Below are 22,105 nucleotides of genomic sequence, written 5' to 3' on the forward strand. Positions count from 1 at the left end.
ATGATCAAAAAAAGCTTTCGGATCATCGATCGGATCTTCGCCTTCGTGGAGGACTGGTCCCTTTTCCTGACGGTGGCGATCGCCCTGACCACCGCCATGGCCAATGTCATCCTGCGCAAGACCACCAGTATCAACCTCTACTGGTCCGACGAGGTGGTGCGCAAGGTCATTTTCTTTTCCACCTACGTCGGTTGCAGTGCCGCTATCCGCAAGCGATCCCTCATTCGCATCGATGCGCTGCCTCAGCTCATGCCTGTTTTGCGCAAACCCTTGACCCTGTTCAGTCACCTGGTGGTTCTGCTTTTTGGCGCCACTATGATGTGGCTCGGCTACCAGCTTACCCGGCAGGTCTATCTGGATGAGTACGCCCGTACGGCGACCCTGCAGATACCGGAGTGGTATTTTTACGCCGTGCTGCCTGTCATCGGCTTCATGATGTCTGTGCGTACGTTTATTGTCATGATTGAGGATTGGCGAGGCCCCCTCAAAGACTAGTCGATTTATTTCTTGCGGCTCTGAACCAGGATATTTCTCATGGAAGCCAATCATCTGCTTATCCTTGCCATTCTTATCGGCGCCCTGGCTACCACGGTGCCCGTCTTCATGGCGCTCTTTTTTACCGGGCTCGTCGGTCTGACCTTTCTCGTGGGTATCGACCCGCAGATCGTGGTCGAGGTGCTTTACCGCAGCATGGACAAGTTCGCGCTCATTGTGGTCCTCTTCTTTGTGCTCTGCGGTAATATCATGACGACTGGCAGCATCGTGCAGAAGCTCATCAAGACGGCCAACGTGGTGGTAGGCTTCCTGCCCGGCGGCCTCGCCATGGCCGGCATTCTCGCCTGCGGCTTTTTCGGCGCCATCTCAGGCTCCACCGTAGCCACTGTGGTCGCCATCGGCGGCTTCATGATCCCGGCCCTTATCCAAAACGGCTATGAGGAGGAATTCAGCGTCGGCGTCATGACCACGGCACCCATCCTGGGCGTCATCATTCCCCCTTCCATCGCCATGATTCTCTACGCCATGGTCACCAACGATTCGGTAGAAGCACTGTTTCTCACCGGTTTTCTGCCGGGCTTGCTCATTATGGTCGCCATGTCCCTCTATGCCTACTTCTTCTGCAAAAACAAGGGCCTGGTTACCCAAAAAAAACCAACCTTTAAAGAGCTTCTGGCAGTTCTGAAAGAAAGTATCTGGGCCCTGCTGCTGCCCGTGCTGATTTTTGGCGGTATTTACTCAGGCCTGTTCACCGCCAACGAGGCGGCGGTGGTGGCCTGCTTCTACGCCTTTTTCGTCGAAATCGCTATTCATCGGGACATGAAATTCGGCGACATCAAGAAAGTCGTGGTCTCCTCGGCAATCACCTCGGCGACCCTGCTGATCATCGTCGCCGGCGCCTCGGTCTTTGGCGAGTACCTGACCTTCGAACAGATACCGGATCGCATCGCCAACGCCGTCGTTGCCAATATTGAGTCCCCTCTGGTCTTTCTGCTGGCGGTCAATATCCTGCTGCTGGTGATCGGCATGTTCATGGACATCATCTCGGCGACCTTGATCCTGACCCCGATCTTCCTCCCCCTGCTGGCCAAGTTCGGCATCGACAGCCTCCACTTCGGCCTGCTCATGACCATCAACCTGGGCATAGGCTACTGCACTCCACCCTTGGGAGTCAGCCTGTACATATCCGGCGCCGTGGTGGATCGGGATCTACTCTATGTCAGCCGTGCCGTCATGCCCTTTTTGCTGATCCAGATCGCCCTGCTGCTGGTGTTTACCTACTGGGCCGACCTCGTCCTGCTGCTGCCGCGCCTCATCTACGGCTACGGAAGCTGACAACCCTCATTCTTTGCAAGGATTGGATATGGACCCCAGAATTCTTGTTCCCATCGACGGCTCCACGACTTCCGAGAAAACTATGCTGGCGATCCTGGCGGACAGGGAACGTTTTCCGCTGCCACTGGTGCTGCTGCACGTGCTGGATATCGACAAGTTCGCCTATCGCATGATTCCCGATTTTCAGGTCGACATGATTCGGGAAAACGCCCGCAGAGCCGGCGAACTGCTCCTGCAGAAGCAGCTTCCGCGTTTCCTCGACGCCGGCTTTCAGGCTGAAACCCGCCTGGAAATGGGCTCCCCGCGGGAAGTGGTCACGCGCCTCGCCAACGAAGAAAACATTGCCCTGGTTGTCCTGGGGCGGCGCCGGCAGGGGGAAGTCCGGGATATTCTGTTCGGTTCTGTTTCCAACTACGTTCTGCACCATGTCCGCTGCCCGGTACTGCTTTTCTGATCATCTAACAGATTTCTGCAGCTCAAACGACAAAAGCTCCGGTCATGACCGGAGCTTTTGTCGTTTGGGGAGTTTCGGATGACTTTTGGGCTCAGTGCCCCTGGCTGCTGCGCACCAGAGCGAGAAACTCCGTAAATCCCGTGACACCGCTGGCTTTTTCACGCACCTCCCTCGCCTTGAAGGTAGTGGCAATGTCGGAGAGAATCTCCAGTTGCGCACCGTTATCCATGGTCGGGGTCAGAATGAGAAAAATGATACTGGCCGGCATATCGTCAGGGGCGTCAAAATCGATGCCGATAACTGGCAGCCCAACGGCGACCACCGGTTCTTTCAGATCGGGCAATCGTGCATGGGGAACGGCAAGTCCATTCCCGATGCCTGTGGGCATCAGTTGCTCACGCGCCATGACCGCCTCGCAGATGGCCTCGCTGTCCAGGTCATAGGCTTCGGCGACAACCTTGGCCAGCGACTGGATCGCCTCGGTGCGTGTGTGGCATGACAGAGGACAGAGGAAAGTTCGCGATATCAGGAAATCCGTAAAGTGCCGTGGTTTTTTGAGACGCAGAATCCATTGCAGCATCGGACCGCTCACCAGCGAGGTGATGAGGGCCATCACCACGAGGGAGACGAAGACCTGCTCGCTGATCAATCCATACTGCAGAGCGAGAACACCAAGGATAATCCCCATGGTGCCCTGCGCACTCATACCGAAGCCCACGGCGAAGGAGTCGCGCCTCGAAAGCCCCCCCAGACGCGCACCCAGTGCACTGCCGATAACCTTGCCGCTCAGGGCCAGGCCGAGAACCGTCAGGGTCAGTAGCAGATCGAAATTGGCGGCAAAATTCACCTTGAGGCCGATGCTGGCAAAAAAGAGGGGCGCGAAGATAAAGGAGACAAACTGGTCGATGGTGGTACGGGTACGCTCCCGCAGGTGACTGGAGTGACCGAGAGCCACCCCGGCCAGAAAAGAGCCGAAGATGGCGTGAATGCCGATCCACTCGGTGAAGGCCGCCGCCAGCAGGCCGAAGGAGAGGGCAAAGCCAAGCACCCCGCCGGGCCAGCTGGCATGGGCCTGAATCCAGGGGAGCAGACGGTGAATCACCCAGGGGACCACCGTGAGCATGGCGGCGGTAAAGACCAGAGTGAGCCAGAGCGTGTGGGCCAGGGGCATGCCGCTGCTGGCCCCCAACATCCCCAGAATCACGGCAAAAACGAGCCAGCCCAGCAGATCGTTGAAAACCGCCGCGGCCACCACCGTCACGCCCAGGTCGCTACGGTAGATGTTGAGATCCATCAGGATCTTGGCAATGATAGGCAGGGCCGAAATGGAAAGCGCTGTGGCCATGAAGAGGGCAAAGGCCAGAGGATTGACGCCGGGCTGATAGCCCACCAGCCCCGGCAGCCACCAGGCCACCGCAAAGCCGAGGGCAAAGGGGAGCAGCATCCCGGCCAGGGCCACCCAAAGGGCCACCTTCCCCTGCCGCCATACGGTGGAAAGATTGACCTCCATGCCGGCGACCAACAGAAAAAGGACGATGGCCAGGGTCGTCAGGGCGTCAAAGGCGACGGCCCCACCACCTGTACGGGGGAAGAGAAAGGTGTGGGCGGCGGGGGCGAGGACGCCGAAGATCGTCGGCCCCCACAGAATGCCGGCGAGAATCTCGCCGAGGACGGATGGCAGGTTGAAGCGGCGGGCCGTCTCTCCCAGCAGGCGAGCCGTGGCCAGCAGCAGCCCCAGAGCGAGGAACAGGGCCGTTATTTCATGGTGACGGAGAACTTCCATGGCTCCTCAAACGGAAAAGGGCGTTTTCTTTCTGGCTACCCAAATTCAAAACACAGTTTTGTTATTGCCGATGAACGGTCAATTTATCCGCAGAAATGGCTTCTTGGCAAGCAAAAAGCCCACGGGCAGTCCCCCGCCTAAAGGGGCGATCACCGGTGCTGACCCCATTTGCCTGGAAACCGGCAGGCTTTGACAAAGAGTGGGGGCTAGAAGAAACCGAGCAGCAGGCGGGTGCCCATGACCATGAGGAAGAGGGCGAAAATCCGCTTGAGCCGCGCCACCGGCAGACTGTGGGCCAGTCGCACCCCCAAGGGGGCCGTCAGCACACTGGCCAAGCAGATGCCGACCAGGGCAGGAAGATAGACAAAGCCGAGGCTGCCGGCCGGGAGTTCGGCCACAGCCAACCCGTTGAGAACATAGCCGGCGGTACCGGCCACGGCGATGGGAAAGCCGATGGCGGCGGAAGTGCCGACAGCCGTGTGGACCGGCAGGTTGCAGCGCACGAGAAAGGGGACGGACAGACTGCCACCGCCGATGCCGACCAGGCTGGAGACGCCGCCGATGACATTGCCTATCGCAAACAGACCGGCCGGCTTCGGCAGGGTCATGGAAGCCTGGGGACGGACATTGAAAAACATGCGCAGAGACACGGTATAGAGGAAGACCACGAAAAAGGCGCTGAGAAAGCGTCCGCTCAACTGGGCCGCCACCCAGGAACCGAAAAAAGTGCCGGTGAGGATGCCCAGGGAGATGCCGCGCACCACCCCCCAGTGTACGGCGCCGCGGGCGTGATGCGCCCGGAAGCTGGAAATCGAGGTCAGGATGATGCTGGCCAGGGAGGTGCCGAGGGCAAGGTGAAGAATATAGGCTTCGGGCATCTGCTGACTGGTGAAGACAAAGGTCAGTAGCGGCACGACGATCAGACCACCGCCCACGCCCAGCAGGCCGGCAAAAATCCCCGTAAAGGCGCCTGTGGCCAGATAAAGCAGCCAGAAAGTCAAAGGTATCTCCCCTCTACTACATGTCTCGTGGCCAACCGGCTTGAAACATCATGTTGTATCGAAGTGGAATACGAGAAGTCTCTCGGAGAAAGAATCAACATATCCGGATTATTTCTGGCAAGGCAAGCTAAAATTCCTTTTTGACGCTGGCGCCGGACACATCTGCCGTCTAATAGCTGTGGTTTGCCACAATAAAGTATTTCGCCACAAGATGATTGTTAACCAAGCGTCTTGCGGTACTATTTTTTATAATTTTCATGACTTCGAATTTTTGCGGACCGGACTTAATCGGCACCGTTCGCTTGGGAGAGGCCGGATGACCCAGGATCAGATTCTGATTATTGCCATTTTGCTGGTGACTATTGTCCTTTTTCTTTGGGGCCGCTGGCGCCATGATATCGTAGCCGGCGGCGCTCTGCTGGCCTGTGTGATCGCCGGCTTAGTCCCAGCCGGAGAGGCTTTTCTCGGCTTCGGGCATCCCGCTGTCATCACCGTGGCTTGTGTACTGGTGCTGAGCCAGGGCTTGCAGATGACGGGTGCCGTCGATGCCCTGGCTCAGAAAGTCCTGCCCTCTTCCGCCGGGCCGATAATGACCATTACCGCCCTGACCGCTCTCGGCGCCGTTCTTTCTGCCTTCATGAACAATGTCGGCGCCCTGGCTCTGCTGATGCCGGTCGCCTTCCAGCTTGCCGACAAAAAAGGCCTTTCACCCGGCAGAGTCCTCATGCCCCTATCCTTTGGCACCATTCTCGGTGGCATGACCACCCTGATCGGCACTCCGCCGAACCTGATCGTCGCCAGCTTTCGCCAAACCAACGGGGTGAACGGATTTTCCATGTTCGACTACACGCCGGTAGGACTGACCGTCGCCGTAACCGGTATCATTTTTATTGTTTTGCTCGGCTGGCGCCTTGTTCCCATCCGAAAACAGGAAGGGATCAGCGGCTTCGAAACAGGCGCCTACTTTACCGAAGTGCGCATTGGCGAAGACAGCAAGGTCGTGGACAGGCCGCTGCGCGACCTGGAACACCAACTGGAGGAGGCCGATGCCCAGATCGTCGGTATGGTGCGCCACAAAATGCGGGTGATCGCCCCCAACCCGCGCCGGCTGCTGCACGCCGGCGACATTCTGGTCATCGAGGCCGACCCGGAAGCGCTGGCCGGCCTGCTCTCATCCCTGAATCTTGAACTGGAGGAAGCTATCGCTTCGAAAAAAGAGGACGAGGAGGACGGTGACCAGTCAAACGAGGCGCCCCTGACTGCCCAGGTCCAGGCCGCGGCAACGCCAACAACGGGCGATAAAACGGAGAAGGAACAGCAGCGGCACGAAAGTGAGGAAACGGTCATTCAGGAACTGGTGGTCATGCCCAACGCCCGGCTGATCAGTCGCACGGCAACCGATCTGCAGCTGCGCACCCGCTACGGTCTGAACCTGCTCGCCCTTTCGCGCCAGGGTCGCCGCTCCATCAAACGGCTGCGGGTCACGCGCATTCTGGCCGGCGACCTGTTGCTCATGCAGGGTTCACCGGAAGCCCTCTCCGCCTTTGCCTCCGAGTTCTCCTGCGTTCCGTTGGCGGCGCGCGCCATCCGCATCCCGGATCGCCGCAAGGCCCTGGTCGCCACCCTGACGATGCTGGCCGCGGTCGGCGGCGCCGCCTTTGGTCTGCTCCCCGCCGCCATCGCTTTTGCGGCAGGAGTCCTGGTGATGATGACTCAGCGGATTATTCCCCTGCAAAAGCTTTACGAAGCCATCGACTGGCCCGTTATCGTCCTGTTGGCCGCCCTTATTCCCGTGGCCGGCGCCATGGCCAGCACCGGCACCGCCGACCTGCTGGCCCAGGGCCTTCTGCAGAACCTGGCCCAGGGCCGGCCGGTTCTCGCTCTGGCCCTGATCCTCATCACGACCATGACTCTGTCCGATTTCATGAACAATGCCGCCACAGCGGCCGTCATGTGCCCCCTGTCCATCAGCACCGCGACGCAACTCAACGCCAGCCCCGACGCTTTTCTCATGGCTGTGGCCGTCGGCGCCTCCTGCGCTTTTCTCACCCCTATCGGCCACCAGAACAACACCCTGATTCTCGGCCCCGGCGGCTTTCGCTTTGGCGACTACTGGCGCCTGGGGCTACCCATGGAAATCCTCGTCGTTGCCGTCAGCATCCCCATGCTGCTGTGGGTCTGGCCCCTGTAATACCGCCATCACCTGCTAAAGACCGGCGCTTTCCAGCCAAGCCAGCAGCAGCACGATAAGCAGGGACACCGGCGCCACCACGGCCCAGTCATTGACCCTGAACAGTTTCGGTAAGGTCCGATCGCCAAAGTCGCCTTTTTGCAGGATACCTTTCTGCAGCCTCGGATAGAGTGCGGCAAACAGAGCGGTGCCGATGATGATCCCAGCCAGACCGCCGACCAGAGCATCAAGGTAGCCGTTGCCGATGGCCCCGGCGATGGTGCCGGGGCAGTAGCCGAGCACAGCGAATCCCACACCGAAGAGGAGGCCTCCGGGGATGTTCATGCCCAGCGAGCCCGCCTTGGGCGAGAGGGTGATCCAGCCCCGGCCCTTCATGAAATAGACGCCGATCATACCGGTCACTACGGCACTGAGCATGATCTTGAGGACGGTAAAATCCTCCAGCAGGAGCTGGCCAAGGATGACGTCGTATTTGGTGGCGCCCCCTTTGTGCAGGAGGAAACCGAAAATAAGACCGATAAGCAGCCCCCATTTCGGGGAAGGCTCCTTCGACTGGCCTTGTTGCCTTGGTTTCCGTGTCATATATCCCCCTATCCGGCCAGAGCGAAGAGCCCGAAGGCCGCCAGGATGCCGCCGATAAAGAAGCAGATGGCCGATATCCAGCTGGAAACGGCGAGTTGAAGGGTGCCGCTGATGCCGTGACCGCTGGTGCAACCCCCGGCCCAGCGGGCGCCGAAACCGAGGAAAATCCCGCCGATCAGGGCGACGACCACGCGCCGGAGAGGACTGTCACCAAAGGCCAGCGCCCAACGGTTCGGCACCCACTGCCAGTGAAAATCCCCCGACAGCAGCGCCGAGACCAACGCGCCCAGCACGACCCCCAACACGAGAAGCCCCTGCCAGCCCAGCTTGAGGCCGATTTTCTGATAATAGGGCCTATTTTCCACGCCTTTGCCCTGGAGGGCCTGCAGGATGCGGCCGCCCAGGCGGGCGAAGGTTGTTGAACAGGCGAGGGGCTTGCCCGACACGAGGAAACTGAACCAGCTCAACACCCCGAGACCGATCCCGACCGCATAGGGTGACCAGCGTACTTCCGTGAGAAAATCCATCTATCCCGCCTCCTCTCAATTCTCTTCGTTCCAGTCCTGCTTGCCATCGATCACGCTGGAATAAAAACGCGAACCGTGGGGATTGACACAGGCCCGGCACTCCTTGACGAACCCGGCGGCACTGTAGCCAGTGAGCCCGCCCGCCACGTTGAACAGCTGCCTGAAGCCGTGTTTTGCCAGGATGCTGGCCCCCAGGCTGGAGCGGTTGCCCGAGCTGCAGATCACATAAATATCCTTGTCCTGGTCGAGCTCCTGGTGGCGGCTGCGCAACTCCGCCACCGGTATATTGACGGCCCCCTCGATATGGCTGTCCGCAAATTCGAGAGGTGCCCGCACATCGAGAAGGACAAAGTTCGAGTCCCCCTGCATGCGCTCATGCAGCTCTTCGGTTGAGGCCTGCCGGAAGGAGTTGGAGCTCAGGCCGGAGGTGGCCCAGGCCGACATGCTGCCGGCCAGGATTCCGACAATGCGATCCACCCCCACACGCCGGGCCCAGCGCAGGGCCTCCTTCGCCTTCGCATAGTCATCGGCCACCAGCAGAATGTCCCGGCCCGTCGGCAGCACCCAGCCGGCGAAGGTTGGGAAATTCCCCTTGAGATCGAGGTGCCAGGCCCCCGGAACATGCTGGCTGCTAAAGGCGTGATAGCTGCGGGCGTCCAGAACCTCGAGGCCGGAGTCCTGCAGGCGGGCGTTGAACTGGGCCGCGTCCAGCTCTTCCAGAGCGGGTAGCTCAGCCAGCCGCGCCGGCCCCTGCCGGTTGATATCGCTGCAGCGGCTGAAGTGATCGGGTGCCGGCGGCATATCCTCGGTGAGGGATTTGATAAAAGCGTCCTTGTTGTCAATCTGCAGGGCATTATTGAAGCGGCGCTCGTAACCGATAGTGCTGCGCCACTTGGCGCCCATGGACCGCCCGCACAGGGAACCGGCCCCATGGGCGGGGTAGACTTCGCAATAGTCAGGCAGCTTCAGAAGTTTGTCGTGCAGGCTGTGATAGAGCTTGCCAGCCAGCTGCCGGGCCTGGTCGGGAAAGAGATCGGGCCGCCCAACATCGCCGACAAAAAGGGTGTCGCCGACGAAAACGCCGATGGGACTGTCAGCGCGGGAGGTATCCACCACCACGTAGCTCAGGTGTTCGGGGGTATGGCCTGGCGTCTCCAGCACCTCCAGGCGCATATCCTCCAGCTCCACCCGGTCCCCTTCCACCAGCGGAACATGATCAAAGGTACAGTTGGCCGAACGGGCCACGTAAATTTTGGCCCCCGTCTTCTGGGCCAGATCCATATGCCCGGAAACAAAGTCAGCGTGCAGGTGCGTCTGTAGAATGTGAGTGATCTTAACCCCCAGGGCGCGGGCTTCCTGGAGGTAGACATCGATATCGCGTTGAGGGTCGATAATGGCACAGTTTTTCTGCCCGGCCAGCAGATAAGAGCTGTGCGCAATCTTTTCCACGAAATAGTGCTTGAGTAGCATGATCTTCTCCTTTTCTAAAAGAGTTAGAGATAAAACAAATAAAACAGACTGACGACGACCAGCAGAAAGAGCAGGGTGAGTCCGCCGCCAGCCCGGATATAGTCGGCATTGCGGTAGCCGCCGGGTGACATGTACAGCACGTTGACCTGATGAGTGGGCAGCATAAAGGAGTTGGCGGCGCAGACGGCGGCCAGGAGCACCAGGGGGCGAGGGGGCAGTCCGGCGAGCTCCGCCATGCCGATGACCAAGGGCGCCAGCACTACGATGGCTCCCACGTTGGACATGAAGAGGGAGAACAACGTGGAGAGGACGGCCACGCTCAGCAGAAAGAACAAGGGATGCGCCCCCTGCACCAGGGTCATGAGTTTCCGGGCAAGAAATTCGGCGGCCCCTGTCTTCTGCATGGCCAGGCCAAGGGGAATCAAGCCGGCGAGAAGGAAGACGACCTTCCATTCAATGGCCTCGTAGGCCGCCTCGATGCTGAGCACTCCCGTCAAAATCATGGCAAGGGCCCCGGACAGAAAGGCCAGAGCTAGAGGGAAACCGGCGAGGGCCAGCCCCACAGCCCCTGCAAAGCACAGCAGGGCCGGCCAAGCCCTGGCGTCGGCATGTCGCCGGCCAGAAGAGGGGGTGGCAACGACGAAATCACCGCCGCCCTTCAGGTCATCCATGTTTTCCCACAGGCCATATACGACAAAAGTATCGCCGGGGGCAATGTCGCGATCGGAAAAATCCCCCCGCACCTCTTCTCCACGGTTGAACATCATGACCGGTTCGACGGCGTAGCGGCGACGCAGGGCAAAACTGCGCAGGGTCTGTCCGACCAGGGCCGAACGGGGCGGGATGATGACTTCGGCGAAGCCGGCTAGCTCCGGGTCGCGCAGAGGGGCGAAACGCCCCCCTTTCCCCTCTTGGCGCAGGTCGAAGGCCGCCGCGAACCGTACCGCCTTGGCCTCCTCCCCCAGCAGGGCCAAGGTCTGACCGGCCTCCAGGCGCGTCTGCCGCCAGGGGGCATAACGGATGCCACTGTCGCTGGCCAAGCCAAGGATATTCAGGCCGAAGCGGCTCCATATCCCGGCCTCCTCCGGTGTCTGGCCGACCAGGGAACTTCCCTCGGGGATGGTGTAGAGCCAGATATGATCGGGCAGGTGCAGGGCCTCAACGAGCCGTTCCTGTTCGGAAGGAGCGACCTCCCGAGACGCCGTGTCTGGCAGGACCTTCTTGCCGAACAGCACGAAATAGAGAATACCGGCGCCGAGCAGGGCCAGTCCGACAGGGGTCACGCTAAGCAGTCCGTAGGGGGCCTGGCCGCCGACCCGCAGCAGATCGTTGATAAGAATGAGAGGCCCTGAGCCCACCATGCTGAGCGTTCCGCCCAAAATGGCGGCGAAGCCGATCGGCATGACCAGGGTCGAGGCCGGTATCTGCTGCCGCCGGGAGATGTCCAGAATGGCTGGCAGAAAAAGGGCGGCGGCGCCGACATTCTGGATGAAGCCCGACAGCGCTCCGACGGACAGAGACAGTAGCGCCACAATGCGCGATGGCTTATCTCCCACCTTGCTGATGAAAAAGCGGGCGAAGCGATCCATCAGTCCCGTTCTGGCCAGGCCGCGACCCAGGATCATCACCGCCATCATGGCTACCACGGCATTGCTGGCAAAGCCCGACAGGGCTTCCTGCGGCTCCAGTACGCCGGTCCAGGCCAGAGCCAGCAGACAGAGTATGGCCGTTACGTCGAGACGAAATACCTCCAGGGCCAACAGGGCCATGGTAACAGCCAGAATGATGAGGACGGTCAGGATGGCGGCATCCATGCTTACAGATCTTCGCTCCCGGTCCCCCGGCTAGCGCCTCTCCCGCAGGGCGGCGATGCGCTCTTCGAGGGGAGGGTGGGTCATGAACAGACGTTTGAGCCCTCGACCGATGTTGCCGGAGATGCCGAAGGCCGCCATCTGGTCGGGAAGGTGGGGCTGACCGGCAGACATGCGCAGCCGCTCCAGCGCCGCTACCATCTTTTCGCGGCCGGCGAGGGTGGCGGCGCCGGCATCGGCCCGAAATTCACGCTGACGACTGAACCAGAAGACGATGACGCTGGCCAGAATACCGAAGACCATCTGAGCGACGAGGGTAGTGATAAAGAAGCCGGGGCCATGGCCCCGCTCGGTTTTGAAAACCACGCGGTCGACCAGGTGTCCCACCACCCGCGAGGCCACAATGACGAAAGTATTCACCACCCCTTGAATGAGAGCCAGGGTGATCATGTCCCCATTGGCGACGTGGCTGACCTCGTGAGCCAGCACTGCCTCGGCCTCATCCCTGTTCATGCCCCGCAGCAACCCGGTGCTTACCGCTACCAAAGCGCTGTTGCGACGCATGCCGGTGGCAAAGGCGTTGACGTCCGGGGCGTTGTAGATGGCCACCTCGGGCATGCCAATCCCCGCCGCCGAAGCCTGGCGCCGCACCGTTTCCACCAGCCAGATCTCCTGCTCGCTGGAGGGCTGGCTGATGACCTGGGCGCCGGTGAGGCGCTTGGCCGTCCACTTGGAGATGGCGAGGGAGATGAGGGAGCCACCGAAGCCGAAAACTGCTGCAAAGGCGATGAGGCTCGGCATGTTGAGGCCCTCTTCCCGCAGCATCGGGCCGACCCCGAGCAGGTTAAGCACAAAACTCAGCACCACAAGAATGGCGATATTGGTGATGACAAACAGTCCGATGCGTTTAAACATGATGAACTCCTCCTCTACCTATGGATATACGCCTTACTCAGGCGAGTAATTCTCCTCGCTTTGCGCTTCGATGACCTGGGCCCTGGCGGGATCGCGCAGCAGCCGATCGGCCTTGACCAGCTGTTCCACCATGCGCCGCGTCGTGCTAAGCACCCCGAGCAGGTGATCAGCCTGCTCAACTCGCAGTCTTCTGGCCACGGCTGCCGCCAGAATTTCTCCCTTGGCCTGCTGATAGGCCCCCTGAAAATCGTCCAGCGCCTGTTGACGATGCACATCGGCCCCCGCAAAATCCTCATCGCGCCCCGTCAGGTCGCAGCAAGTCTTCACCGTGGTGACGAGGTGTTCAAGGACATCGACGATCTGGCGGTCGCTGCTGGTGGCCATCTCCCGGCGCAGCTCCAAGGCATTGCCCGACATCCGCGCGGCCTCATCGAGATAGCGAGCAATGCGCAGATCCCGGGCCAGGCTCTCCCCCACTTCCCGGGACAGGCTTTCCGTACGGACCTTGCTGATAAAGTCTGTGATGGCGGCGCCCAGGGTCCGCATGGCCGCCGCCTGCTGTTCCACCAGCGCCGCCGGTTGCTCGGGATGCAGCAGCGCGTCATACACCATCTGGTTGGCCATAAGGCGCAAGCGGGCCAGTTCGGCGGCCAGAGCCGATTCGGCCAGCTCAGGGGTGGCCGTCAAGGTCGTATCGAGGTGCCGCGGTCGGCCGGCTTCCTCCTCCTGGCTGCGAAAAAGCCGTTGCAGCCAGCGGGTCAGCAGACCGGCCACGGGCAGCATCAACAGAACCCCGAGCACATTGAAGACCGTGTGGAAAAGAGCCAGCACCGCCGCCGGGCTCCCTTCCAGCTCGAGGCCATCCGCCAGCAGATGGATGCCCCACATGAGCAGCGGCAACAGCGCCAGCGCCACAATACCTGTAATGAGGTTAAAGAGAATATGACCAAGAGCCAGTCGCTTGGCGTTGGGGGTGGCGCGCAGTACCGCCATGGCCGCCGTCGAGGTGCTGCCGAGATTGGCGCCGATGATGGCGACAGCGGCCGGGTACATGCCGATCACACCGCCGCTGACCGCAGTCAGCACAATGGCGATGGAGGCACTGGAGGACTGAGTCAGTACCGTCGCCACAAAGCCGATAGCCAAAAAGAGGAGGGTTCCGCCGGTTTCGCCGTCCGTCAGCGTGGCGCTGTAGCTCGAGGCCAAGCCGCCGAAACCCTCCTTGAGGACGGATAGCCCCAGAAAAAACAGGCCGAATCCCGCCAGGGCTTCTCCCAGCCCACGCAATCGCCTGTCGCTAAGGCCAAGTCGCAGCATGACGCCCAGCGCCAGAATCGGGAGGGCGAAGTTTTCGATTTTGAACCCGAAGCCGACCAGACTTACCAGCCAGCCGGTGACCGTGGTGCCAATGTTGGTGCCGAACACCACCGTTAGCGCCTGGGCCAGGGTGAAGACCCCGGCATTGACGAAACCGATCGTCGCCACGGTGACAGCGCTGGAGGACTGCACAAGCCCCGTCACCAGGATGCCGGCCAGTACACCCCGCAAAGGTGTAGAGGTATAACGATTCAGCAGCTGTTTGAGGCCGCCGCCGGCGAAGACCTTGAGGCCTTCAGTCATCATCATCATGGCGAGCATGAATAGCGCCAACCCGCCCAGGGTATTCAAGGCAATCTGCATCATCTCCCATATCCGGTGCGCATCTGGCGTTGGAATAACAAGAGTTTACTTGTCTTCGACAGCAATGCAAGGTGCAGTCGGCTGACCTTTAAAGGCAATAAGGCCCGCCTTTGCTGGGAAAGGCGGGCCTTGCGATGGTCTGCATTTCAATGGACGGCTATTTGACGTCCTGCAGATATTTGTAGAAAGGCGAGTCGGTTCCGATCACCAGCCGGCCATTCTTGCCGATGACCTTCTTGTAGGACTCGAGGGTGCGCAAAAAGGAGTAGAATTCCTTGTCGCGGCTGTAGGCCGTGGCATAGATGCCCGCCGCTTCGGCGTCGGCCTTGCCCCGAATTTCCAGGGCCAGACGGTAGGCTTCCGAGGTAATCTGCTTGAGCTCGCGCTCCATCTTGCCCAGAATCTCGGCTTTTTCTCCCTCACCTTCCGAGCGATATTCAGCCGCCACCTGGTTACGCTCGTTAACCATGCGTTCGTAGACGCGGGTCAAAACCTGATCGACATAATTGATGCGTTTGATCTGCACATCGATAAGCTCAATGCCGTACTCAGGGGTGCTGGCTCGGGCCTTGCCGAGCAGGCCCTCCAGAATTTCCTCGCGGCCGACCAGTTCGCTTTCACTGACAACTTGGCCTTCGACCTCAAACACCTCTACTTTCCCCTCGCCCTTCGGCGACTTGTAATCGCTGCCGCGCACGAGTTCGGCCAGCAGACGACCGGACACGGCATCGCGCACCACCGAGTCGATGATGTCGTCGAGCCGGCTCTGGGCACCGACTTGCGTCGCCACGGTCTTGTAGAAGAGCAGGGGATCGACAATACGCCAGCGCGCCGTGGTGTCGACCCAGATGAAGCGCTTGTCCTTGGTGGGAATCTGATTGGGGGCGCTGTCCCACTTCATGATGCGCTTTTCAAAGCGCTTGACCTCTTGAATGAGGGGTATTTTGACGTGTATTCCCGCCCCCCTGACATCCCCCACGGGCTTGCCAAACTGGGTGACGATGGCCTGTTCGGCCTCCGTGACCACAAAAAGACTACTGCTGATGCCGACGACAGCGACAAAGACCAGCAGGATAATTACGGGTAATATTTTCATTGTTTCCCTCCCTGACTCTCGCTGCGCATCGGCAGCAGCGGCAGCAGGTTACTCCCGGCGCCGTCCATCACGTAGATCTCTTCCAGCTTCGGCAGCACCTCTTCCATGGTTTCGAGGAAAATGCGGCGCTTGGTCACTTCAGGCGCCTTGCGGTATTCAAGCAGCAGGGCTTCAAAACGGTTGGTCTCACCGCGGGCTTTGTTGATGCGTTCGATGGCGTAGCCTTCAGCCTCTTCCACCGTTTTCTTCGCTTCGCCACGAGCCCGGGGCACTTCGCGGTTGAACTGCTCGCGGGCCTGGAAGATCATACTCTCCTTCTGCTGCTCGGCCTCGTTGACCTCGTTGAAAGCTTTTTTGACGGGATCAGGCGGCGTGACATCCTGAAACTTGACGGTGACAACACGCACGCCGATATCGTACTGATTAAGGGTTTGCTGCAGATCCTGCTGGATGAGGGAGGCCAGCATGGCGCGCTCGGTGGTCAATACGTCGGTGACGTTGCTGTTGCCGATAACCTTGCGCACCATGGCCTCACTGACGTCGCGGATGGTGTCCACCGGATTTTTTAGTTGGAAAACGTACTTATAGGGATCGATCACCTGAAACTGGACGATCCATTCCACATCGCTGACATTGAGGTCACCGGTCAAGGTCAGTGATTCTTCTTCCAAGCCTTTCTTGGTATAGGTCGTGCGTTCTCCCGGCAGAACCGTGCGGAAACCAAACTCTTCTTTAAAGACACGGCCGGTCTTCACCAAATAGACGCGATCGATGCCAAAAGGCAGCTTGAAGTGGAGTCCCGGCTGTGAATAACCAGTGAATTTGCCGAAACGCAAGATAACCCCGGTCTCCTCCGTGTCGACCTTGTAAAAGCTGCTCATGCCGATAAAAACTGCCAGGACCGCAACCGCGACGAGAAAGAGATTTTTACTAGGACGAAACTCTTTCTTGAGCTTCTGCCCTATGTCGATGATTTTCTTTTCCAGGTCCTCTGCCGAGGGACCTTCTCCCCAATTTTGCATTGATCCTCCCTGTCTGGGTTGGTGGGGCCCCTGTTGTTGGGCCCCTGTCGCAAATAAAAAGAAATGGTAGCATAAAAGAATGCGGCTACCTAGCAGATCCGGTCGAAGACAGGTCGCTTTTGCTTCAATCTATTCCCCCAGGGACGACAGACGACCACCGGCCAGTTCTTCCGCCAGACTCGCCAGGATCAGGGCCCGTTCTGCCTGACGGAGCAGGCTGCTCGCCTGCAGCAAAGCGGCTTCGGCGTCGAGCACCTCGTTGACCGATCCTCTCTGCGCCTCGTACTTGAGCCGTTCGAGACGCAAAGCCTCACGGGCCTGCACCATCCCTTTGCCGTGAGCCTGTTGCCTGACACGGGCGCTGGCGACCTCGGCGCGGGCGACGGCCAGTTCACGCCGCGCGTTAAGTTGAGCCTCGCGCAGGCGGGCCCGGGCCCTATCTGCTTCAGCGCGGGCCTGCGTCACCTTGCCGGCCCGTAAACCGCCGTCCAACAGCGGAACGGTCAGCTTCACGCCGACCGTCGCATCGGTCTGGCTGTCGTCGCCGGGCACACCGGCCGCCATCGACAGGGGATCATCGGCCCCGTAATATCCGGCACTGGCAAAGAGCCGCAGCTCCGGCAGGTAAGCCCGCTTCGCCCCGACGGGCTGTCGGCGGGCAGACTCGACCTCGGCCTGCCGCGCCGCCAGGTCATCGCGGTGGCTCCCCCCATCCCTGTTTTCCGCCGAGGGTTGGGTCACTGCGGCGGGATCGACGTCGGTCAACGGCGGCAGTTCACCCTCACATCCCAAGACCGCCAGTAAGGCGTATTCAGCCTCGACGAGGGCAGCCTTCACCTCGGCCAGCTGACTTTCCACCTCAGCCAGACGCACCTCGACCTTGAGCTTGTCCACCCGCGCCGTCCGCCCCTGCCGCCACAGCTGCTCGGCAGCACGGTCGAGAGCAGACAGACTGTCCAGGGAGGCGAGGGTGGCCAGGCGAATATCGCGCAGGGACAATACCTGCAAAAACTGTTGGGAAATCTGAAAGGCCACCTCGTCCCTGGCTCGGGCCGCCTGATGCCGGACCCCCTCCTGCTGGGCCCTGGCGGCCTTCAGACGGGCCCGGGTCGCACCGAAGTCGGCGAGAAGCAGATCGGCGCTGGCCGTGGCCTGATAGACGCGATGGGCAAACCCCTGATTCTGGGGCGCCAGCCCCGGCGCCATGTTGTGCCGCTCCTGCGACCAGGCGGCGCTCCCTTCCAGGCGCAGCTGCACCCCGCGCGGGGCCCCGGCGCTCCGCACCAGGCCCTGGCTGCGTTCTACTTCGGCGGCGGCCTGGGCCAGAGCCGGACTGTGTTCGAGGCCATAGGCCACCGCCTCCGTCAGCGACAGGGGCGCGGGCAGCTCGGCCCCCCAGGCCAGGTCCGTCTGGGGCGGCAGCAGGGCGCTGAACAGGAGAAGGGTAACCGCCGGTTTTCTGGCCGCGCGCCACAGCATCCTCAGTTTCTCCTGCGCGTCATCCAGAAGTACGTAGACCAGAGGCAGATAGACCATGGTCACCACCGTCCCTACCAGCAGACCGGAGGCGGCGGCGATACCCAGGGGGCTCATGCGCTCCAGGCCGACGGCCATCTCGAAGATCAGGGGCGAAAAACCGATGACCGTGGAGGTCGCCGTCATGAAGATGGGGCGCAGTCGCAGCCGCACCGAGGCGATGATGGCTTCGTCACGGCTCATCCCCTCCCGGCGCGCCTCCAGAATAAAGTCGAGCATGAGGATGGCGTTATTGACGATGGTGCCGCCGAGCAGAATGATCCCCATCAGGGCCGGCATGCAGAAGGGTTTATCGAAGAGCAGCAGGCCCCACACCGCCCCGGCCACGGCCAGGGGAATGGAGAGGACGATGGCCAATGGTGGCAGAAAAGAGCGAAACATGGCGAAGAGCAGAATGAAGAGGAGCACCAGGCCGATGAGCAGCGCCCGCCCCATTTCGCCCTGGCTCTGGCCCATGTCGCGGGCCGTGCCGGCGATCTCCAGCGCGTAACCGGCCGGCAGGGGCATGTCCCGCAGACGCTGTTCGGCTAAACTGGTGACCTGGGCGATGGTCAGCACCTGGTTGCCCGCCGTCAGATCGATGGTCGGGCTCAAATTTTCGCGGGTGATGAAGGGGGGCTGCACTTCGCTGCGCACCTGTGCCAGGGTGCCGAGCTTGATCGGCCCCTGGGCCGTGGGAATATCCACCTGCAGCAAAGCCTCGGGTTCATCGATCTGGCTCTGTTGATAGCGCAGGCGGATGGGGATATCGAGATAGCCCTGCAGGCGCAGCTCACTGCCCGCCATCCCCTGCACCGCCTGGCGCAGCGACTCGGCCACTCCACCGGCGGAGGTTCCGTAGAGGCGGGCCAACTCGGCATCGACCGCCACCGTCTGCTGCACCTTGTCGCGGTACCAGGAACGCCGCAGATCCGTCAGACCGGGGAGGCCCCGCAGGCGCTGCAGCGCTTCGTCCGCCAGGCTGTCGAGCATCGGCAGCTCCGGACCCGTGATCACCAGGTTGAAGGGAGCCTTGGTGGTCGCCACCGGGGTGGCTCCATACTCGGAGACCCGGAAAGTGCGCACCCCCTCAAGGCGCCGCAAGCCCTGCCGCCAGCGCTCCTGAATCTGCCAGATATCGGCCTCGCGCTCGGTACGGGAGATGAGGTGAATGGTGAGCTTGGCGCTCTGGGTGGTGGTCCCGCCACCGCCGAAGCTGACCGCCTGCGGCTCCGACCCGACCACCGCCGAAATGCTCTTGACCTCGGGGGACTGACCGAGCAGGGCTTCCACCCGGCTCAGCACCTCTTCCACCTGGCGGGGGCTGGCCGAGGCATCCGTGTCGAACTCCACCAGGGCGATCCCCGTGTCCATGGGCGGCATCTGCTCGCCACCCAGCAGAGGCCGCACCACGCGCATGGTGAAGACCAGAAAAACCAGGGCGAGGATGACAAAGAGCAGGCGGCGGCGCAGGACCAGGCCCACCAGGCCGACATAGAAATCGCTCAATCGGTCGAGGCCCGTCTCCACCGGATTTGCCAGCCGCTCCAGGCCCCGCCGCTGCCGGCGTTGCCCGCCGAGCAGGCGGGAGGCCACCAGGGGGATGACGGTCAGGGAGACGAGCAGCGAGGTGACCAGAGTGGCGATAATGATGATATTCAAGGGGGCCATCACCCGGCCCGTGTAGCCCTGGGTAAAGATTACCGGCACCAGCACCACCACCGTGGTCAGCATGCCGGCGGTGACGGCCAGGGAGACCTGGCGCGTTCCCTCCAGCGCCGCCTGGGCGGGATCTTCCCCCGCCAGGTCGTGATGACGGCGATAGATGTTCTCCAGCACCACCACCGAGGCATCAACGACCATGCCGACGGCGATGATCAGCGCCGACAGGGTCACCATGTTCAGCGTGTAGGGACTGAACCACAACACGACCAGCGCCCCCAGAAAGGAGAGGGGGATGGAGACGCTTACTGTCGCGGCGGCACGCAGGTTGCCGAGGAAGAAAAAGATGACCAGCACCGTGAGGATGACGGCCTGCACCAGGGAGGAACGCATGCCGCTGACGTTGAGATCGATGAGCGGCTGCTGGTCGTCGGTTATCTCGAAGAGCAGGTCGGGATAGCGGGCCTCGAGGCCCGGCAGGGCAGCTTTAAGATTTTTGATCGCCTTGACCGTCTCCCCCTTTTCCGGGCGCAGCAGATTCAGGGCGATAGCGGCCTTGCCGTTGCCATGGTAGAGGCTGCGCGCATCGGCCGTTTCCAGCCGAACCTCGGCGACATCGCGCAGATAGACGGTCTGGCCCTGGGCGCTGCGCAGCGGCAGGTTCTGCAAGGCCGCCGCCGAGGCAAATTCGCCGGCGACGTTGACCAGGTATTCCCGGCGATCGCCGTAGAGGATGCCGGCCGGCGCCGAGACGTTCTGCCCCGCCAGGGCCGCCATCACCGTTTCCAGGCCGAGGCCGTGGGCACGCAGGGCCTCCCGGTCAAGGCGCACCGACACCTCGGCCCGGTGGCCGCCAAAGACCTGCACATCGCCGATGCCGTCAAGGCGCAGCAGGCTGTCCTTGAGATCGTTTTCGGCCAGCAGGCGGACATCCGCCAGCGTCTTCAGACTGTCCGGCCGGGGGGAGAGGGCCAGGGTCAACAGAGGGCGGTTGGAATCGGTAATGCGAAAGAGACGGGGCTGGGCCGCGCCGGCCGGCAGGCTCCCCTGCACGCGGGCGACTGCATTCTGCACATCGGTGACCGCCTCGCCAATAGGTTTGTCGTAGGCGAACTCCACGTTGATGGAGGAGACCTCATCGCGGGAGGTGGAACTGACCCGGGTGACGCCCGAGAGGGTGTGCAGCTCCTTTTCCAGCACCTGGGTCACCTGGTCGGCCATGTCGCGCGCCACTGCTCCCGGCTTCACCGTGACCACCGCCACCTGCGGCGGCACCGTGTCGGGAAAGAGATCCGTCGGCGTTTTCCAGAAGGCGAAACCGCCGAGAGCGAAGACGACCATCGCCAGCGCCGCCACCAGGTGCGGCTGCTTCAGCGCGAAACGGGGCAGACTCATGGCCGGACCTCCACGGCTTCCCCGCCGGAGAGACGGTTCCAGCCCAGATAGGTGCTGAGCACCACGGTGACCCCCTCCTCAAGACCGCTTACCGCCGCCAGCCCGCCCTCCGACAGCAGCAGCTGCACCGGAAGGGGACGGGTGACGCCCTCCTCGACGACGAAGACCGCCAACCCCCCTTCCGGCGACGGAATCAGGCTCTCTTCCGGCACTAGGATGACATCCGCCGCCCGCTCCACCACCGTGGATACGGGGACATAGGCTCCGGGCCGCCAGGAGGTCACGGCCGGCAGCTCCGCCTCCATGGTCAGGGTCTGGTCGGGATTGACGGTAGGATAAAAGCGGGAGATGGCCAGAGCCTGTTTCTGCCCGTCTCCTTCGACGATGACCTGGCGCTCTTTTTCGACCAGGGGCACATCCTTTTGGGGTATGTCGAAACGTATCTTCAGGCGGCTGTGGTCCTCAATTTCCAGCAGGCGCTGGCCCGGTGCCGCCAGATCGCCGGGATCGACCAGGCGGCGGGCAACAAGGCCATCAAAGGGGCTGCGGATTTCCGTGTAGGCCAGGCGCGCTGCCGCCTCCTGTTGCTGCTGCCGCTGAGATTCCACCAGACTGCGGGCCGCCTGCAGTGACTGCAGGGTCGCCTCCAGCTCCCCGCGCACCTGATTCAGGCGATCGGCCGTAGCCTCAGCCTGGGCCGGGGCGATGGCACCTGCCGATGCCAGAGTGCGGTCCCGTTCCTCTTCCTTCTCCCAGAAGACCAGACTCTGCCGCAGGCTGCTGACCTTGGCCGCTACCGCCTCGGCCTGGTCACGGGCATTGGCCACCCGGGCAGCCGCGCCCTGCAGCGCCCGGCGCAGCTCCGTGTCGTCGAGGCGCAGCAGTACCTCGCCCTGCCGAACCTTTTCTCCTTCCCGCGCTTTGACCTCGCCGACCACCGAGGTGATCCGGCTCGAAATGCCGGCACTCTGCCAGGCTTCCACCCGGCCCAGGTAGGTACGCGTGCGCGTCAGGTCACCCCGCTCGCTTACAGCCGTACGGACCACCGTCGGCTGCAGGGTAGGACGTGGCGCCTCGGCCAGCTCCATTTTTTTGCGCGCGACCAGCAACAGGGCCGCGGCCAGTACGACGAGCAGGACAAGCACTCCAAGAAGGCGTTTCTTCATCATCT

At 61.7% G+C, this 22,105-nt stretch carries 17 protein-coding genes; 5 read left to right on the forward strand and 12 right to left on the reverse strand.

The annotated features are described in order from the left end of the window. From AOP6_RS14900 to AOP6_RS14910, 3 genes are read left to right on the forward strand one after another with little or no spacing between them, the layout of a single operon-like run. Complete coding sequence (locus AOP6_RS14900) at positions 1 to 495, forward strand: TRAP transporter small permease (RefSeq protein WP_155877514.1); 495 nt, start codon at positions 1 to 3, stop codon at positions 493 to 495. Between the two features lie 39 nt (positions 496 to 534). Then, complete coding sequence (locus AOP6_RS14905) at positions 535 to 1,830, forward strand: TRAP transporter large permease (protein ID WP_155877515.1); 1,296 nt, start codon at positions 535 to 537, stop codon at positions 1,828 to 1,830. Positions 1,831 to 1,858: 28 nt separating this feature from the next. Beyond that, entirely contained in the window at positions 1,859 to 2,284 is a 426-nt protein-coding gene (locus AOP6_RS14910; protein WP_155877516.1) for a universal stress protein, read from the forward strand. A gap of 91 nt (positions 2,285 to 2,375) precedes the next feature. On the opposite strand, the gene AOP6_RS14915 is transcribed toward AOP6_RS14910, so the two are convergent. After that, the gene (locus AOP6_RS14915; protein WP_155877517.1) at positions 2,376 to 4,067 is read right to left on the reverse strand and encodes a cation:proton antiporter; all 1,692 of its coding nucleotides are present in this window, start codon (positions 4,065 to 4,067) and stop codon (positions 2,376 to 2,378) included. Between AOP6_RS14915 and AOP6_RS14920 the strand changes: the two genes are divergently transcribed. Then, positions 4,066 to 4,260: a hypothetical protein gene (locus AOP6_RS14920; protein ID WP_155877518.1), complete on the forward strand. Its 195-nt coding sequence runs from the start codon at positions 4,066 to 4,068 to the stop codon at positions 4,258 to 4,260. The two genes, AOP6_RS14915 and AOP6_RS14920, sit on opposite strands and share 2 nt — an antisense overlap. 13 nt (positions 4,261 to 4,273) lie before the next feature. Here the strand turns inward: AOP6_RS14920 and AOP6_RS14925 are convergent, their stop codons facing one another. Next, positions 4,274 to 5,068, reverse strand: a complete 795-nt coding sequence (locus AOP6_RS14925; RefSeq protein WP_155877519.1) for a sulfite exporter TauE/SafE family protein — start codon at positions 5,066 to 5,068, stop codon at positions 4,274 to 4,276. A 316-nt stretch (positions 5,069 to 5,384) separates the two neighbouring features. Here AOP6_RS14925 and AOP6_RS14930 point away from each other — a divergent pair, with 316 nt between their 5' ends. Beyond that, the gene (locus tag AOP6_RS14930) at positions 5,385 to 7,259 is read left to right on the forward strand and encodes an SLC13 family permease (protein ID WP_155877520.1); all 1,875 of its coding nucleotides are present in this window, start codon (positions 5,385 to 5,387) and stop codon (positions 7,257 to 7,259) included. A gap of 15 nt (positions 7,260 to 7,274) precedes the next feature. Here the strand turns inward: AOP6_RS14930 and AOP6_RS14935 are convergent, their stop codons facing one another. From AOP6_RS14935 to AOP6_RS14980, 10 genes are all read right to left on the reverse strand, one after another. Further along, complete coding sequence (locus tag AOP6_RS14935; protein ID WP_155877521.1) at positions 7,275 to 7,841, reverse strand: YeeE/YedE thiosulfate transporter family protein; 567 nt, start codon at positions 7,839 to 7,841, stop codon at positions 7,275 to 7,277. Between the two features lie 8 nt (positions 7,842 to 7,849). Next, positions 7,850 to 8,368 (reverse strand): YeeE/YedE thiosulfate transporter family protein, encoded by a 519-nt coding sequence (locus tag AOP6_RS14940; protein ID WP_155877522.1) that lies wholly within the window; start codon positions 8,366 to 8,368, stop codon positions 7,850 to 7,852. A 15-nt stretch (positions 8,369 to 8,383) separates the two neighbouring features. Next, a complete protein-coding gene (locus AOP6_RS14945; protein WP_155877523.1) occupies positions 8,384 to 9,838 on the reverse strand; it encodes an MBL fold metallo-hydrolase in 1,455 nt (484 codons plus the stop codon). Positions 9,839 to 9,861: 23 nt separating this feature from the next. Beyond that, complete coding sequence (locus AOP6_RS14950; protein ID WP_155877524.1) at positions 9,862 to 11,652, reverse strand: SLC13 family permease; 1,791 nt, start codon at positions 11,650 to 11,652, stop codon at positions 9,862 to 9,864. Positions 11,653 to 11,682: 30 nt separating this feature from the next. Then, entirely contained in the window at positions 11,683 to 12,564 is an 882-nt protein-coding gene (gene htpX / locus AOP6_RS14955) for a protease HtpX (RefSeq protein WP_155877525.1), read from the reverse strand. 33 nt (positions 12,565 to 12,597) lie between these two features. Next, positions 12,598 to 14,247: a Na/Pi cotransporter family protein gene (locus AOP6_RS14960; RefSeq protein ID WP_155877526.1), complete on the reverse strand. Its 1,650-nt coding sequence runs from the start codon at positions 14,245 to 14,247 to the stop codon at positions 12,598 to 12,600. Positions 14,248 to 14,401: 154 nt separating this feature from the next. Then, the gene (hflC, locus tag AOP6_RS14965; RefSeq protein ID WP_155877527.1) at positions 14,402 to 15,340 is read right to left on the reverse strand and encodes a protease modulator HflC; all 939 of its coding nucleotides are present in this window, start codon (positions 15,338 to 15,340) and stop codon (positions 14,402 to 14,404) included. Continuing rightward, positions 15,337 to 16,362, reverse strand: coding sequence for an FtsH protease activity modulator HflK (hflK, locus tag AOP6_RS14970; RefSeq protein WP_155877528.1), 1,026 nt, complete (start codon positions 16,360 to 16,362; stop codon positions 15,337 to 15,339). The genes hflC and hflK overlap by 4 nt, the downstream gene beginning before the upstream one ends. A 129-nt stretch (positions 16,363 to 16,491) precedes the next feature. Then, positions 16,492 to 20,934 carry an efflux RND transporter permease subunit gene (locus AOP6_RS14975; protein ID WP_155877529.1) on the reverse strand — a complete coding sequence of 1,481 codons (4,443 nt, stop codon included), beginning with the start codon at positions 20,932 to 20,934 and terminating at the stop codon, positions 16,492 to 16,494. After that, complete coding sequence (locus AOP6_RS14980; protein ID WP_155877530.1) at positions 20,931 to 22,103, reverse strand: efflux RND transporter periplasmic adaptor subunit; 1,173 nt, start codon at positions 22,101 to 22,103, stop codon at positions 20,931 to 20,933. The genes AOP6_RS14975 and AOP6_RS14980 overlap by 4 nt, the downstream gene beginning before the upstream one ends. Positions 22,104 to 22,105: the final 2 nt, after the last annotated feature.

The sequence above is a fragment of the Desulfuromonas sp. AOP6 genome (assembly GCF_009731355.2).
Lineage (GTDB): Bacteria > Desulfobacterota > Desulfuromonadia > Desulfuromonadales > SZUA-540 > SZUA-540.